This window comes from Streptomyces sp. NPDC092370 (genome assembly GCF_044755265.1).
In the GTDB taxonomy this organism is placed as follows: Bacteria; Actinomycetota; Actinomycetes; order Streptomycetales; family Streptomycetaceae; genus Streptomyces.
The window spans coordinates 242,582-257,925 of the sequence record NZ_JBIVQO010000003.1 but is presented as its reverse complement, the minus strand read 5'-3'; the positions used below and the strand labels follow the sequence as shown (position 1 = coordinate 257,925).

Below are 15,344 nucleotides of genomic sequence, written 5' to 3'. Positions count from 1 at the left end.
ATTGATCGCCGCTGCGGAGGGGAGATCTTCAACGGGGGGCGGGCCGCTCGGGGAAACCGGCCCGCGGGGAATGACCCTGAGAGCTCGGGGCTCCGGGTCAGCACAGGGGAGGACAGGCCCCGGCGCCGCACGGCGCCGGGGCCCTCCTCTGCTCCACGGCACATCCTCCAGCCCCCTCCCCGGCCGGGCTGACATCGCTGTCGAGCCGCGGGCCCAGAGCCCCTCAGGTCATATGCCTCACGCGACAGCGTCGCACGGGAAGCGCACGAGCGCTGCCATTCGGCGGACCGGATCCCCGATTCGGTCCGGATCACGCCAACGCCACAAGAACCCCCCACGCGAAGGGAGTTGACCATGCCCCGGCGGGCCGCCCTCGCCGGCGGCGCGGCGGCTCAGGGCTTGGCGACGAACACGTGGGAGGCGACGTCCGACTCCAGCTCGGCCGCCTCGCCACCACTGCCGACCAGCACACCGCCCGGCGACTCGGTCACACTCACCACCGAGCCGGGCTGCACGCCCGCCCGCCGCAGCGTGTACATCAGCTGCGCGTCCGTCTGGATGGGCTCGCCGATCCGGCGCACGACGACCGTCTTGCCCTCGGCGCCCGGGTCGAGGCTGGCCAGCGACACCATGCCCTCGTCCAGGAACGGGTCGGCGCCGTCCTTCTCGCCGAGCTCCTCCAGCCCCGGGATCGGGTTGCCGTACGGCGACTCCGTCGGGTGCCGCAGCAGCTCCAGGACGCGGCGCTCCACGGCCTCGCTCATCACGTGCTCCCAGCGGCACGCCTCGGCGTGGACCTGCTCCCACTCCAGACCGATCACGTCGACGAGCAGACACTCGGCCAGGCGGTGCTTGCGCATCACACGCGTGGCCAGCCGACGGCCCTCGTCGGTCAGCTCCAGGTGCCGGTCGCTGGCGACGGACACCAGTCCGTCGCGCTCCATCCGCGCCACCGTCTGGCTGACGGTGGGGCCGCTCTGGTCCAGCCGCTCGGCGATACGGGCGCGCATGGGGACCACACCCTCTTCCTCCAGCTCGAGGATGGTGCGGAGATACATCTCCGTGGTGTCGATCAGTCCGGACATACGTGCCCCTCGAATGAGATCTGCCGGAGGCTGGACGGCTCACCGGCGTGTGCGCTGGCCCTGCAACCAATTCTGCCGGATACCACCGCCAACCGTGCCGCCGGAGGGAGGCCGGGGATTACACGGCCGTGCGCAAGGGTACGGACTTTCCTTCCGGCGCTCGCCCGGCACTCGGCGCGCGGACCGCACGGCCGTATTGACACCGCAGTGGTCCAGACCGCACCGTGATGCGCGACACGAGCGGCGAGGCCAGCCCGAAGGGATCCCGAATGAGCGACCGCGCGCCGGCCGGACAGTTCCTCGACGCCGCGATCGGCCTGCTGCGGCAGATCCGTGACGAGGAGGCCGACGGCATCGCCACGGCCGGGACGCTCCTCGCCGACACCGTCGCGAGCGGGGGCCGGCTCTTCGCCTTCGGCGCGGGGCACTCCTCCCTCGCCGCGCAGGACCTCGTCTACCGCGCCGGGGGCCTCGCGCTGATGAACCTGCTCGCCGTGCCGGGGGTCGTCGGCGTCGACGTCATGCCCGCGCCGCTCGGCTCCGCCCTGGAACGCGTCGACGGCCTCGCGAGCGCCGTCCTCGACAGCTCCCCGCTCCGCGAGGGCGACGCCCTGCTGATCATCTCCCTGTCGGGGCGCAACGCGCTGCCCGTCGAGATGGCCATGAACGCGCGCGCCCTGGGCGTCAGGGTCATCGGCGTGACGTCGGTGGCCTACGCCTCGCAGACGAAGTCCCGGCACGCCTCCGGCACGTACCTCAAGGACCACTGCGACCTCGTCCTCGACTCCAAGATCGCAGTCGGCGACGCCGAACTCACCCACGAGGACATCCCCGCCCCCTTCGCTCCCGCCTCCACGGTCGTCACCTCGGCGCTCCTGCAGGCCGTCATGGCGACGGCGGCCACGACGCTCGCCGACCGCGGCATCGAGCCGCCGCTGCTGCGCTCGGGCAACGTCGACGGCGGCCACGACTGGAACGCCCGGGTGATGGAGCAGTACCGCGACCGGATCTTCTACCGGCACTGAGAAGACCGGGAGGCGCGCCTCACCGCTCCTGCGTCAGCCCGGCCAGATCCAGCGCCGTCGCGATCCGCACCGCCACGTCCTCCGCGTACATCGCGTCGGAGCGCTCGAAGGCGCTGCGGCCCGCGCCCCGCAGGAACGTCACGACGCCCAGCGTCCGGCCCCGGCTGCGCAGCACCGCGCACAGGGCGTGCACCGCGTCCGGGGGCCACTGACGGGCCAGGGCCCACTCGTGGGCCGCCTCGGGCGAGGCGGCGCCCGCGCTCGCCCGCAGGGCTCCCATGCGCTCCACGCTCTGCAGGGCCGGGTGCCCCTCGGCGTACCGGACGGGCAGTCCCGCGCGGTCGGCCAGCTTGCTCGGGCCCGGCGCCCCCGAGGGTGTCGCGGCGACCCGGACCAGCCGCACCGGCCCCTCGGTCTCCGCGTCGGTGAGCGCGCCACCGGCGACCCGGTCGATCAGCGCGTGGTCGGCGAAACCGGCCAGGGCGAAGTCCAGGTGGACCGTCGCCGCCTCCGCCGGGTCCTCGCACTCGGCGGCGGCCCGCGACGCCCGGTGCAGCTGCTGCATGCGGAACCGCAGCAGGGACGCCTCCTGCTCGGCCTGCTTGGCCTCCGTCACGTCCTGGAACAGCCAGCCCACACCCAGCGGGACCGGCTCCTCCGCGAGGGGCGAGGCCAGCCGCAAAAAGCCGCTGCGCCAGCACCGCCGCTGCTCGCCCTCCGACGCGCGCACACTCACCCACACCTCGGCCGGCGCGGGCGGCGCACCCTCCGCCAGCACGTGCTGCAGCGCGCTCTCCAGCTCCTCCACACCCTGCGCCAGCAACTCCCCGAGCGGCCGCCCGAGCACCGACGTACGACCCGTGCCCAGCGCCCGGGCCGCGTGCGCGTTCACCACGGCCGGCCGCAGGTCCACGTCCACCAGCACGACGCCCCAGCTGGCGTCCTCGAACAGCGCCTCGCTCAGCGCGATCGACCGCTCCAGATCGATCTGCGCGTGCACCTCGCTGAACGCGCAGTACACCCCCGCCGGCTTCCCGTCGGGCCCGCGCACCGCCGCCGACTGCGTCCGCACGAGCACGCGCCCGCCGTCCTTCGTCAGCAGGGCGAACTCGTGCACCTGCCGCCCCGGCGCGTGCATCACCGACAGCAGCCGGCCCTCGACCTCCTCGGCGTCCGCGCTGCGCACGGCCCACCCGGCCAGCCCGCGCCGCCCCACGGCCTCGTCGGCGCTCCAGCCGAGGATCCGCTCGGCCTCACGGTTCCAGTGCGTCACGACCCCGTCGGCGTCGAACGCGCACAGCGCCGCGTCCATCCCGTCCAGCAAAGCGGCAAGCAGATCCTGACCATCCGAACCGTCCCGCCCGGGCTCCTCCGGCCCCAGCTCGTCGGTGGTCCCACTACGCCGGGAAGCACTCACCTGGACCCCCTGCAGGCTGCGTCCGTACGTCCGGCACGTCGGTTCGCTCCTTGCCATCATTCAACTGGAACGTGACCCAGCGCACACCGAGTTCCCAGAACATTGAAGCAATCGTTGTACGGCGGCAATCCCCACGTCAACGCCACGGGGACCGCCCGGGCGGCCGCACCGCCGGGCGGCCCACGCCCTCAGTCGATCAACGGCAGGACCACCTCGCCGCTCCCCCGCCGCGCGTACACCTCGATCTCGATCCTCATCCGGGGGTCCGCGAGCCCGCACACCAACATCGTCGCGGCCGGCCGCACCTCGCCGAAGCACGCGCGCAGCACCGGCCAGCACGGCTCGAAGTCCTCGCGCTCCGGCAGCAGGTACCGCACCCGCACGACGTCCGCGAACGAACACCCGGCCTTCTCCAGCGCGGCCCCGATGTTCCGCAGACACTGCTCCGCCTGCTCCACCACGTCCTCGGAGATCGTCATGTCCGCGTAGTCGAACCCGGTCGTCCCCGACACGTGCACCCAGTCCCCGTCCACGACGGCCCGGGCGTACCCGATCCGCTCCTCGAACACCGAACCGCTGAGAATCGCCTGCCGCTGCGTCATGGAGTCAAGGTCTCAAAAAAGCGGTTGATCCGGGGCCGATCGGTTTCTTAGGGTTCCAGGTACACGAGAAGGGAGGTGGTTCGGCAGATGTATGAGAACCGGACGCGTGAGGTGGCTGCGGGCTAGCGGCCCGACACCACACACAGTGCGGTGCCGGACCAGCGCGTGAGTGAAGCGCGCAGCCGGCCCAATCTCCAGCAGTCACCCGACCCGCGAGTCGCCGGTACGTCCGGCCGGCTCCTCCTCCGGAGGAACCAGACTCGCGGGTCGTCTGCGTTTTCCTGCGGCTTCCCGGGGGCGATGGTGGTGGACGCGTGGCGCGACGATCGGATCGGCAGTGCCCTGCGGGGTGAGAACCCGGCCGTGCTGCGGAGGCTGGACGCCGGCTTCGCGGTCATGGGCGATGTGCAGTTCCTGCCCGGCTACTCGGTGTTGCTGACCGATGATCCGGCGGTGCAGCGGCTGTCCGAGCTGCCGCGGAGCAGGCGGCTGGCATTTCTGGACGGCATGGACCGGCTGGGGGAAGCCGTCGAGCGGGCCTGCCGGCGGGTGGAGACGGGGTTCCGGCGGGTCAATCTGGAGATCCTCGGGAACACCGACGGGTTTCTGCACGCGCATGTGTGGCCGCGCTACGACTGGGAGCCCGGGGACCTGGTGCGGCTGCCCGTGTGGCTGTACCCGCGGCGGATGTGGGGCGAGGAGCGGTACGCGCTCGGGGCCCGTCATGACCGGCTGCGGGAGGCCATCGGCGAGGAGCTGGATCGGCTCGCGGGACGATGCATGCCGACGGCCCCACCCGGAGTCGGGTGAGGCCGTGGACGTGGAGCGGGTCAGTGGGCGATGCCCTCGTAGCCCTCGATCTCGTGGGGGTTGCGGGTGCCCGGGCCCACGTAGCGGGCCGAGGGGCGGACCAGGCGGCCCGTGCGCTTCTGCTCCAGGATGTGGGCGGACCACCCGGCCGTGCGGGCGCAGGTGAACATGGACGTGAACATGTGCGCCGGGACCTCCGCGAAGTCCAGGACGATGGCGGCCCAGAACTCGACGTTCGTGGCGAGGACCCGGTCGGGGCGGCGGGCGTGGAGTTCCGCGAGGGCCGCCTTCTCCAGGGCCTCGGCGACCTCGAAGCGGGGGGCTCCCAGCTCGCGGGCCGTGCGGCGCAGCACCCTGGCCCTCGGGTCCTCGGCGCGGTAGACGCGGTGACCGAAGCCCATGAGACGCTCGCCCTTGTCCAGCGTCCGCTTGACGTAGGCCTTGGCGTCGCCGGTGCGCTCGATCTCCTCGATCATGTGCAGGACGCGGGAGGGGGCGCCGCCGTGCAGCGGGCCGGACATCGCGCCCACCGCGCCGGAGAGCGCGGCCGCGACGTCCGCGCCGGTCGAGGCGATGACCCTCGCCGTGAACGTGGAGGCGTTCATGCCGTGCTCCGCGGCGCTCGTCCAGTACGCGTCCACCGCCGCCACGTGCTTGGGGTCCGGCTCGCCCCGCCAGCGGATCATGAAGCGTTCGACGACGGACTGGGCCTTGTCGATCTCGCGCTGCGGAACCATCGGCAGGCCCTGGCCGCGCGCCGACTGGGCGACGTAGGACAGCGCCATGACGGCCGCGCGGGCCAGGTCCTCGCGGGCCTCCTCGGCATCGATGTCGAGGAGCGGTTTGAGGCCCCAGACGGGCGCCAGCATGGCCAGGGCGGACTGGACGTCCACACGGATGTCGCCGGAGTGCACGGGGATGGGGAACGGTTCGGCGGGCGGCAGGCCGGGATTGAAGGCGCCGTCGACGAGCAGGCCCCAGACGTTGCCGAACGAGACGTGGCCGACGAGGTCCTCGATGTCGACGCCCCGGTACCGGAGTGCGCCGCCCTCCTTGTCCGGTTCGGCGATCTCCGTCTCGAACGCGATGACTCCCTCGAGCCCGGGTACGAAGTCGGACATCAGGCGGCTCCTCGTGGTGTAAGTGACAGATGGTGTGATGTGGGGTGGAACGAACGAACCATGTGTCAGTCAGCTGGCGAAGCGGGCGGCCGTCCGGTGGATCCACGGTCGTCCGCGCGACTCGCGGTCCCGGCCGGTCTCCCCGGTGATGCCCCGTGCGGTTGGCGGTCACCCCACCGGAACGGCATCCAAACGATATCCCCGAGTGCCAGCGTTGGGGAGGGTTCACGGCACTCAGTGCCATGCAGTGACGAAGGACACCGTCCATACGGCAAGATGACCGGGTGACCGACCGCGACGACGTCCCCTTCGATCTGGCCTCGATGCGCAAGCAGTACCGGGCGGAGGGGCTCTCCGAGACCGAGCTGGCCGCCACGCCCGTCGAGCAGTTCGCGCGCTGGTTCAAACAGGCGGCGACGGACGGTGGGCTGTTCGAGCCGAACGCCATGATCGTCTCGACGGCCGACGCCGGGGGACGTCCCAGCGCCCGTACGGTGCTGCTCAAGCACTTCGACGAACAGGGCTTCGTCTTCTACACGAACTACGACTCCCGCAAGGCCCGTGACCTGGCGGAGAACCCGTACGTCTCGCTGCTGTTCCCCTGGCACCCCATGGCCCGGCAGGTCATCGTGACCGGAGTCGCCCGGCGCACCGGCCGGGACGAGACGGCGGCGTACTTCCGCACCCGTCCGCACGGTTCGCAGCTGGGGGCGTGGGCCAGCGCCCAGTCCTCGGTGATCTCCACCCGCGCCGACGTCGACGGCGCCTACGCCGAGCTGGCGGCCCGCTACCCCGAGGGCGAGCAGGTGCCCGTGCCCCCGCACTGGGGCGGCTTCCGGGTGGCGCCGCAGACGGTGGAGTTCTGGCAGGGCCGCGAGAACCGGCTGCACGACCGTCTGCGCTACGTGGAGCAGCCGGACGGCAGCTGGCAGGTGGAGCGGCTCAGTCCCTGAGAGACAGAGCTTTCTCCCCCCACGCAGGCCGTGCGGTGGCCGTCCAGGAGTTCGCCGAGGCCGGTGCGGAAGCCGGGGCGCAACCGTGGCCCCGGCCACTGACACCGCCCTCAGCCCAGCGTCTCGTCCAGCAACCCCGCCCACTGGGCCACCACCCGTTCCCGGCGGGCCGTGTCGTCCGTGAGGAGGTTGGCGAGGCCCAGTCCGCGGGCCATGTCGAGGAGACCCTGGACCGTCTCGCGGACGCCGGGGACGGATTCGTCCGCGGCGAGGAGGTCGACGGCTATGCGGTGGGTTTCGCGGCCGACCCGCGATTCGAGCTCGGTGACGCGGGGACGCAGCTGGTCCTCGTTGGAGGCGGCGACCCACAGGTGGAGGGCCGCGCGGAACAACGGCCCCGTGTAGAGGTCGACCAGGGCGGCGACGACGGCGTGGCGGTCTCCGGCCGCGCCCTCGGGGAACAGCGCGCGCAGGGCCGTGGAGCGTTCCTCGGCGACGTACTCGACGGCCGCCGTGAAGAGGTCCTCGCGGGTGGGGAAGTGGTGCTGGGCGGCGCCGCGGGAGACTCCGGCGCGTTCGGCGACGACGGAGACGGTGGAGCCTGCCCAGCCGTGTTCGGCGAGGCAGGACACGGCGGCTTCGAGGAGCCGCTGCCGGGTGGCCCGGCTGCGGTCCTGCTTGGGGACTCTCTCCGCACGATCGACCGTGCTCACACCACCCATGCCGGATCCCGTCGTTCGAGGAAGGCCGTCATCCCCTCGCGGGCCTGCGGGGAGGAGAACAGCCGGGCCGAGAGCGCGGTCAGGTCGGCAGCGTCCCGGTCGAAGGCTTCCAGCACCCTAGCCGCGAGCAGCCGTTTCGTCTCGGCCAGGGCGTGGGGGGCGGAGCGGCGCAGACCGTCCAGGACGGGTGCCAGGGCCGTGTCGACGTCGTCGGCATAGGTGGTGAGCAGGCCTGTTGCGGTCGCCTCCGCCGCGTCGAAGCGTTCGCCGGTGAGGTAGTAGCGGGCGAGGGCGCGCGGGTCGGCGCGGGGCAGGAGCGGGAGGGAGATGACGGCGGGGGCGACACCGATGCGGACCTCGGTGAAGGCGAAGGTGGCCTCAGTGGAGGCGGCGGCGATGTCACAGGCGGCCAGGAGGCCGAGGCCGCCCGCGCGGACGTGGCCGGTGACCCGGGCGACGACCGGCTTGGGCACTTCGATGATCTGCCGCAGCAGGGCGACCAGCGCCTCCGGGGGCGGCGGGTCCTTGAGGTCGGCGCCCGCGCTGAAGGTGGTGCCGGTGTGGGTGAGGACGACGGCGCGCACGCCGGTGTCCTCGCCGGCGTCGGTGAGAGCGCCGGCCAGTTCACCGACCAGGGCCGCCGACAGGGCGTTGCGGTTGCGTGGTGAGTCGAGGGACAGGGTCTCCACGGCACGCGCGCGGGTGCGGGTGATCAGCGACATGCGCTCTCCCTGAGCTGTCGGCGGAGGATCTTGCCGGAGGCCGCGCGGGGGACGCCGACGGTGAAGGTGACCTGGCGTATCCGCTTGTAGGGGGCGACGCGTTCGGCGACGTACATCATGATGTCCGCCTCGGTGAGCTCGGCGGTGGCGAGCGGGTGCACGGTGGTGACGGTGGCGCCCGCGCGCGTGGCCGCGTAGAAGGCGGTCGGGAAGGCGATGGTGTTGGGGCTGTGCAGGGCGAGGACGTCGCCCTTGCGGACCCCGGCCTCGGCCAGGGCGGCGGCGACGCGCCGGTGGAACCGGTCCACCTGCTCGTACGAGAGGGTGGTGCCGTCGGTGCCGTCGATCAGCGCCGGGGTGTCGCCGAACTCGGCGGCCCGGGCCAGGACCGCGTCGTGGATGGGCAATTCGACGGGAGGGACGTCTGCGTACTCGCTGCGGAACATCACTGGTTCCTCCTCGCGCGGGCCGTCTCAGTACGACTTGGGCAGGCCGAGAGTCTGGTGGGAGACGTAGTTGAGAATCATCTCCCGGCTCACCGGCGCGATACGGGCCACGCGTGCGGCCGTTATCAGCGAGGCGAGGCCGAACTCGCGGGTGAGGCCGTTGCCGCCGAGGGTGTGCACGGCTTGGTCGACCGCCTTCACACAGGCCTCCCCGGCCGCGTACTTGGCCATGTTGGCGGCCTCTCCGGCGCCCATGTCGTCGCCCGCGTCGTAGAGGGCGGCGGCCTTCTGCATCATCAGGCGGGCGAGTTCGAGGTCGATGTGCGCCTGGGCGAGGGGGTGGGCGATGGCCTGGTGCGCGCCGATGGGGGTGTCCCACACGGTGCGCTCGCGGGCGTATGCGACGGCCTTCGCGAGGGCGTGGCGTCCCATGCCGATCGCGAAGGCGGCGGTCATGACGCGTTCGGGGTTGAGGCCGGCGAAGAGCTGGAGGAGTCCCGCGTCCTCGTCGCCGACCAGGGCGTCGGCGGGCAGCCGTACGTCGTCCAGGACCAGCTCGAACTGCTTCTCCGCGGCGTTGAGTTCCATGTCGATGGCCCGGCGGGCGAAGCCGGGGGTGTCGCGCGGGACGATGAAGAGACAGGGCTTGAGACGGCCGGTGCGGGCGTCCTCGGTGCGGCCGACGATGAGGGTCGCGTCCGCGATGTCCACGCCGGAGACGAAGACCTTGCGGCCGGTGAGGATCCAGCCTCCGGTGTCCTGGTCGCGGCGGGCCGTGGTGGTGATGCGGTGGCTGTTGGAGCCGGCGTCGGGTTCGGTGATGCCGAAGGCCATGAGGCGGGTGCCGTCGGCGAGGCCGGGGAGCCACTGCCGTTTCTGGGCGTCCGTGCCGAAGCGGGATATCACCGTGCCGCAGATGGCGGGTGACACCACCATCATGAGGAGCGGGCAGCCCGCGGCTCCGAGCTCTTCGAGGACGAGGGAGAGTTCCGAGATGCCTCCGCCTCCGCCGCCGTACTCCTCCGGGAGGTTGACGCCTATGTAGCCCAGTCTGGCGGCTTCCGACCAGAGTTGCCCGGTGTCGCCTCCCCGGCCGTGGCGTTCGCCGAGTGCGGCGACGGCCTCTCGTAGGGCTTTGTGGTCGTCGGTGGCCATGGGGGTCCTTTCGCGTGCGGGCTCGTCGTGGTGTGTCGCGCTCACGCGGCGGAGGCGCATGTACATACAGCCCCGCGCCCTTACAAGGTCTCCGTCACCACCGCCAGGAGCGCGCCCGGCTCCACCTGCTGTCCGGGTGCGACGCACAGCTCGGTCAGCGTTCCCGTGACCGGGGCGGTGATCTTGTGCTGCATCTTCATCGCCTCCAGCCAGAGCAGGGGCTCACCCGCCTTCACCGGTGTTCCCGCCGTGAGGCCCTCGGAGACGCGGACGACCGTGCCCGGCATGGGGGCCAGGAGGGAGCCGGGGGCGTGCTGGGTGGTGGGGTCGGGGAAGCGGGGCAGGGCGGTCAGGGCCGTGTTGTTGACGTAGACCCGGTCGCGGTGGCGGGCGACCTCGTACTTGCGCCGCACCCCGGCCACTTCGAGGACCACGAGGTGCGCGTCGGCGTGGACGACCCGCACCCCGTCCGCCTGAAGGCCCTGCCTCGTGTGCCGGTAGCGGGCCTCGTGCTCCTCGCCCGCCATCAGGTACCGCTTGGTCTGCGGCTGTGCGGGGACGTTGCGCCAGCCGCCGAAGCGGGAGCGGCCGTGGGCGTCGGCGAGGGCGGCGGCCAGGGGGGCGTGCGGGTCGGGGGACGGCTCGGCCAGATCCGGCAGGTGGCGGTCGTAGAAGCCGGTGTCCATGCGGCCGTCGGTGAACTCGGGGTGACGCAGGGAGCGGACCAGGAGGTCGCGGTTGGTGACGGGGCCGTGGATCACCGCGCGTTCGAGGGCGGCGGCGAGCCTGCGGACGGCTTCCGTGCGGGTGGGGGCGTGCGCCACGACCTTGGCGAGCAGGGGGTCGTAGTGGACGCCGATCTCGTCGCCGTCCGTGTAGCCCGTGTCCAGGCGGACCGGTCCGGGGACGAAGAGGCGGTGCACGGTGCCGGTCTGCGGGGACCAGTCGCGGGAGGGGTCCTCGGCGTACAGGCGGGCCTCCACGGCGTGGCCCCGGGCGCGGGGAGGGTCGGTGTCGAGGGGGTGGCCCTCGGCGATCCGGATCTGCTGCGCCACCAGGTCGACGCCGAACACGGCCTCCGTGACGGGGTGTTCGACCTGGAGGCGGGTGTTCATCTCCAGGAAGTGCGCCCTGCCGTCGGCGACGAGGAACTCGACCGTTCCGGCGCCCACGTAGTCGACGGCCCGGGCGGCCCGGACGGCGAGGGCACACAGCTCGTCCTCCAGCGTGCCGGAGAGGCCGGGCGCCGGGGCCTCCTCGATCACCTTCTGGTGGCGGCGCTGGAGGGAGCAGTCGCGGGTGCCGAGGGCACGGACGGTGCCGTGGGTGTCGGCGAGGATCTGCACCTCGACATGGCGGCCGTCCTCCACGTACGGCTCGGCGAAGACCTCGCCGTCGCCGAAGGCACTGGCGGCCTCGGCCCGTGCGGCGGCCAGTTCGGCGTCCAGGTCCGCCATGCGCCGTACGACGCGCATGCCACGGCCGCCGCCGCCCGCCGCCGCCTTCACCAGCACCGGCAGGTCGGCCTCGGTGACCTCGGCGAGGGGCTCGATGCCCATGAGCTGCTTGGCGCGGGTCTTGGACGCCATCGTCTCGATGGCCTGCGGGGGCGGCCCGATCCAGCGCAGGCCCGCGGCCAGCACGGCCCGGGCGAAATCGGCGTTCTCGGAGAGGAAGCCGTAGCCGGGGTGCACGGCGTCCGCGCCGGCCGCGACGGCGGCCTTCACGATCAGGTCGCCGCGCAGATAGGTGTCGGCGGGCGCCTCCCCCGGCAGTCGTACGCTCGCGTCGGCCACGCGTGCGTGCAGGGCGTTCGCGTCCGCGTCCGAGTGCACGGCGACGGTCCGGATGCCCAGGTCACGGCAGGTGCGGAAGACGCGGCAGGCGATCTCGCCGCGGTTGGCGACGAGCACAGAAGTGATCACTGAAGGGTCCCTCACGGCATCGGTCACTGGTTCCCTCACATCCGGAAGACGCCGAAGCCACCGCGCGCGCCCTCGTAGGGGGCGGTGTGGATCGCGGACAGGCACAGGCCGAGGACGGTGCGGGTGTCACGCGGGTCGATGACACCGTCGTCGTAGAGCCGCCCGGACAGGAACATCGGCAGCGACTCGGACTCGATCTGCTGTTCCACCATGGCCCGCAGCGCGGCGTCCGCCTCGTCGTCGTAGGGCTGCCCCTTGGCGGCGGCGGACTGGCGGGCGACGATCGACAGCACGCCGGCGAGCTGCTGCGGGCCCATGACGGCGGACTTGGCGCTGGGCCAGGCGAAGAGGAAGCGGGGGTCGTAGGCCCTGCCGCACATGCCGTAGTGCCCGGCGCCGTAGGAGGCGCCCATGAGGACCGAGAGGTGGGGGACGCGGCTGTTGCTCACCGCGTTGATCATCATCGCGCCGTGTTTGATGATGCCGCCCTGCTCGTACTCCTCGCCGACCATGTAGCCGGTGGTGTTGTGCAGGAACAGCAAGGGGATGTCGCGCTGGTTGGCGAGCTGGATGAACTGGGCGGCCTTCTGCGACTCCTCGCTGAACAGCACCCCCCGGGCGTTCGCGAGGATGCCGACCGGATAGCCGTGCAGGGCGGCCCAGCCGGTGGTCAGGCTCGTCCCGTACAGCGGCTTGAACTCGTCGAAGTCGGAGGCGTCGACGATGCGGGCGATGACCTCGCGCGGGTCGAAGGGGCTCTTCAGGTCGCCGGGGACGATGCCGAGCAGTTCCTCCGCGTCGTACCGGGGCGGCTCGGCGGGCCCTGGATCCTCATATGCCTTGCGGTGGTTGAGGCGGGCGACCACACGTCGGGCCTGCCGCAGCGCGTCCGGCTCGTCGACGGCGAGGTAGTCGGCGAGGCCCGACACCCGCGCGTGCATCCCGGCGCCGCCCAGGGACTCGTCGTCGCTCTCCTCCCCGGTCGCCATCTTCACCAGCGGCGGACCGCCGAGGAACACCTTCGCCCGCTCCTTGACCATGATCACGTGGTCGGACATGCCCGGGATGTAGGCGCCGCCGGCGGTGGAGTTGCCGAAGACGACCGCGACGGTGGGGATCCCGGCGGCGGACAGCCGGGTGAGGTCCCGGAAGACGGCGCCGCCGGGGATGAAGATCTCCTTCTGGGACGGCAGATCGGCGCCGCCGGACTCGACCAGACTGACGCAGGGCAGCCGGTTGGCCAGCGCGATGTCGTTGGCGCGCAGGGCCTTCTTCAGCGACCAGGGGTTGCTCGCTCCCCCGCGCACGGTCGGGTCGTTGGCGGTGATCAGGCACTCCACGCCCTCGACGACACCGATGCCGGTGACCAGGGACGCGCCGACGGTGTGGTCGCTGCCCCAGGCGGCCAGCGGCGACAGCTCCAGGAACGGCGTGTCGGGGTCGAGGAGCAGCTCGATGCGCTCGCGGGCGAGGAGCTTGCCGCGCCCCCGGTGCCGGGCGACGTACTTCTCGCCCCCGCCCGCGAGGGCCTTGGCGTGTTCGGCGTCGAGTGCGGCGAGCTTGTCCAGCATCGCCTCGCGGTTGGCCCGGTATTCGAGGCCGGCCGGGTCGAGCGCGGAGGTCAGGACGGTCACAGCAGGGCCTCCGGTATCTCCAGGTGGCGGGAGCGCAGCCATTCGCCGAGGGCCTTGGCCTGCGGGTCGAAGCGGTGCCGGTCGGCGACACCGGCGCCGAGGATGCCCTCGACGACGAAGTTGAGGGCGCGCAGGTTCGGCAGCACGTGCCGTACGACGGTCAGCTGGCGACTCTCGGGGATCAGCTCGCGGAACCGGTCGGCGGTCAGCTCATGGGCGAGCCACCGCCAGGCGTCGTCCGTGCGCGCCCACACCCCGACGTTGGCGTTGCCGCCCTTGTCCCCGCTGCGGGCACCCGCGACGAGGCCGAGGGGGGCGCGCCGGGTGGGCCCGGGCGCCGGCGGCTCCGGTAGGGGCGGCTCGGGCGCGTCGTCGAGGACCGCCGTGTCGTGGGCCGGTGGCACGGGGATCCGGCGCCCGTCGTGGAGGACCGCCACATGGCCGACGGCCTCCCGGGGGACGTACACCGCCTCGAAGACCCCGTAGGGCGAACCCTTTCCGGGTGGGGCCAGCACGTGGAAGCCCGGGTAACTGGCCAGCGCCAGCTCCACGGCCGCCCCGCTCAGCGCCCGCCCGACGACGCCCTGGTCCGGGTCCCGCACGACGAGCCGCAGCAGCGCGCTCGCCGTCTCCTCGCTCGGGGCGTCGGAGCGGTCGGTGCGGGCCAGCTCCCAGCGCACGTCGGCGATCTTGCCGAGGGCCGGTTCCATCTGGTCCCGCACCAAGGCGGCCTTGGCCTCCACGTCGAGGCCGGTGAGCACGAAGACGACCTCGTTGCGGAAGCCGCCGAGCCGGTTGAGCCCGACCTTGAGGGTGGGCGGCGGTGCCTCCCCGCGCACGCCCTCGATCCGCACCCGGTCTGTTCCGTCCCGGCTCAGCCGTACGGTGTCCAGCCGGGCGGTGACGTCCGGTCCCGCGTACCGGGCGCCGGCCGTCTCGTACAGCAGTTGTGCGGTGACCGTGCCGACGTCGACGAAGCCGCCGGTGCCGGGGTGCTTGGTGATGACGCAGCCGCCGTCCTCGTGCAGTTCGGCGAGCGGGAACCCGGGGCGGCGGACGTCGCCGTCCTGGAAGAAGGCGTAGTTGCCGCCGGTCGCCTGCGTCCCGCACTCCAGGACGTGCCCGGCGACGACGGCCCCCGCGAGCCGGTCGTACTGCGCCGGTGTCCAGCCGAAGTGGGCGGCGGCGGGCCCGGTGACCAGGGCCGCGTCCGTCACCCGGCCGGTGACCACGATGTCGGCGCCCGCCCGCAGGCACTCCGCGATGCCGAAGCCGCCGAGGTAGGCGTGAGCGGCGAGGCTCCCCGGGTGCTCGGCGGTGAGGTCGTCGCCCTCGACATGGGCGACGCGCACGGGAATGCCGAGCCGAGCCGCCAACGCCCGTACGGCGTCGGCGAGTCCGGCCGGGTCGAGTCCGCCGGCGTTGGTGACGATCCGCACGCCCCGTTCGTGCGCGAGGCCGAGGCAGTCCTCCAACTGCCGCAGGAACGTGCGGGCGTATCCGGCGGCGGGGTCCTTGAGACGGTCCCGGCCGAGGATGAGCATGGTCAGCTCGGCGAGGTAGTCGCCGGTGAGGACGTCGAGTTCCCCGCCGGTGAGCATCTCGCGCATCGCGTCGAAGCGGTCGCCGTAGAAGCCGGAGGCGTTGCCTATGCGCAAGGTCGTCACGAGGCCGCCTCCCCGCCACCGCACACGGGCGTCACACGCCCGGCCTCCCCGCCACCGCAC

The 15,344-nt window shown here is 72.5% G+C and carries 13 protein-coding genes and 1 pseudogene; 3 read left to right on the top strand and 11 right to left on the bottom strand.

Features of this window, described 5'->3' with window-relative positions; genetic code table 11:
* Window positions 1-392: 392 nt before the first annotated feature.
* The gene (locus ACIQHQ_RS12375) at window positions 393-1,085 is read right to left on the bottom strand and encodes a metal-dependent transcriptional regulator (protein ID WP_283971932.1); all 693 of its coding nucleotides are present in this window, start codon (window positions 1,083-1,085) and stop codon (window positions 393-395) included.
* A gap of 269 nt (window positions 1,086-1,354) precedes the next feature.
* Between ACIQHQ_RS12375 and ACIQHQ_RS12370 the strand changes: the two genes are divergently transcribed.
* On the top strand, window positions 1,355-2,110 hold the full coding sequence (locus tag ACIQHQ_RS12370; RefSeq protein ID WP_402611878.1) for an SIS domain-containing protein: 756 nt from the start codon (window positions 1,355-1,357) through the stop codon (window positions 2,108-2,110).
* Between the two features lie 19 nt (window positions 2,111-2,129).
* Here ACIQHQ_RS12370 and ACIQHQ_RS12365 read toward each other — a convergent pair whose 3' ends face one another.
* Together ACIQHQ_RS12365 and ACIQHQ_RS12360 are read right to left on the bottom strand one after the other, a co-directional pair.
* Complete coding sequence (locus ACIQHQ_RS12365; RefSeq protein WP_402611877.1) at window positions 2,130-3,584, bottom strand: PAS domain-containing protein; 1,455 nt, start codon at window positions 3,582-3,584, stop codon at window positions 2,130-2,132.
* A gap of 131 nt (window positions 3,585-3,715) precedes the next feature.
* Window positions 3,716-4,129, bottom strand: a complete 414-nt coding sequence (locus tag ACIQHQ_RS12360) for a RidA family protein (RefSeq protein ID WP_402611876.1) — start codon at window positions 4,127-4,129, stop codon at window positions 3,716-3,718.
* A gap of 303 nt (window positions 4,130-4,432) precedes the next feature.
* On the opposite strand from ACIQHQ_RS12360, the gene ACIQHQ_RS12355 reads away from it, so the two are divergent.
* A complete protein-coding gene (locus ACIQHQ_RS12355) occupies window positions 4,433-4,939 on the top strand; it encodes an HIT family protein (RefSeq protein WP_402612172.1) in 507 nt (168 codons plus the stop codon).
* 20 nt (window positions 4,940-4,959) lie between these two features.
* Here ACIQHQ_RS12355 and ACIQHQ_RS12350 read toward each other — a convergent pair whose 3' ends face one another.
* On the bottom strand, window positions 4,960-6,060 hold the full coding sequence (locus tag ACIQHQ_RS12350) for a citrate synthase 2 (RefSeq protein WP_402611875.1): 1,101 nt from the start codon (window positions 6,058-6,060) through the stop codon (window positions 4,960-4,962).
* A gap of 284 nt (window positions 6,061-6,344) precedes the next feature.
* Between ACIQHQ_RS12350 and pdxH the strand changes: the two genes are divergently transcribed.
* Complete coding sequence (gene pdxH / locus ACIQHQ_RS12345; protein WP_402611874.1) at window positions 6,345-7,013, top strand: pyridoxamine 5'-phosphate oxidase; 669 nt, start codon at window positions 6,345-6,347, stop codon at window positions 7,011-7,013.
* A gap of 110 nt (window positions 7,014-7,123) precedes the next feature.
* Here pdxH and ACIQHQ_RS12340 read toward each other — a convergent pair whose 3' ends face one another.
* The 7 genes and pseudogenes from ACIQHQ_RS12340 to ACIQHQ_RS12310 form a co-directional block, all read right to left on the bottom strand.
* Window positions 7,124-7,735 (bottom strand): TetR/AcrR family transcriptional regulator, encoded by a 612-nt coding sequence (locus tag ACIQHQ_RS12340; protein WP_402611873.1) that lies wholly within the window; start codon window positions 7,733-7,735, stop codon window positions 7,124-7,126.
* Entirely contained in the window at window positions 7,723-8,457 is a 735-nt protein-coding gene (locus ACIQHQ_RS12335; protein WP_402611872.1) for an enoyl-CoA hydratase family protein, read from the bottom strand. Before ACIQHQ_RS12335 ends, ACIQHQ_RS12340 begins: the two co-directional genes overlap by 13 nt.
* A 137-nt stretch (window positions 8,458-8,594) precedes the next feature.
* A pseudogene (locus tag ACIQHQ_RS12330) lies at window positions 8,595-8,903 on the bottom strand (AMP-binding protein); the annotation flags it as partial.
* A gap of 27 nt (window positions 8,904-8,930) precedes the next feature.
* On the bottom strand, window positions 8,931-10,058 hold the full coding sequence (locus tag ACIQHQ_RS12325) for an acyl-CoA dehydrogenase family protein (RefSeq protein ID WP_402611871.1): 1,128 nt from the start codon (window positions 10,056-10,058) through the stop codon (window positions 8,931-8,933).
* Between the two features lie 80 nt (window positions 10,059-10,138).
* On the bottom strand, window positions 10,139-11,983 hold the full coding sequence (locus ACIQHQ_RS12320; RefSeq protein WP_402611870.1) for an acetyl/propionyl/methylcrotonyl-CoA carboxylase subunit alpha: 1,845 nt from the start codon (window positions 11,981-11,983) through the stop codon (window positions 10,139-10,141).
* A gap of 35 nt (window positions 11,984-12,018) precedes the next feature.
* A complete protein-coding gene (locus tag ACIQHQ_RS12315) occupies window positions 12,019-13,617 on the bottom strand; it encodes an acyl-CoA carboxylase subunit beta (RefSeq protein ID WP_402611869.1) in 1,599 nt (532 codons plus the stop codon).
* Window positions 13,614-15,284 carry an acyclic terpene utilization AtuA family protein gene (locus ACIQHQ_RS12310; RefSeq protein WP_402611868.1) on the bottom strand — a complete coding sequence of 557 codons (1,671 nt, stop codon included), beginning with the start codon at window positions 15,282-15,284 and terminating at the stop codon, window positions 13,614-13,616. Before ACIQHQ_RS12310 ends, ACIQHQ_RS12315 begins: the two co-directional genes overlap by 4 nt.
* Window positions 15,285-15,344 lie beyond the last annotated feature (60 nt).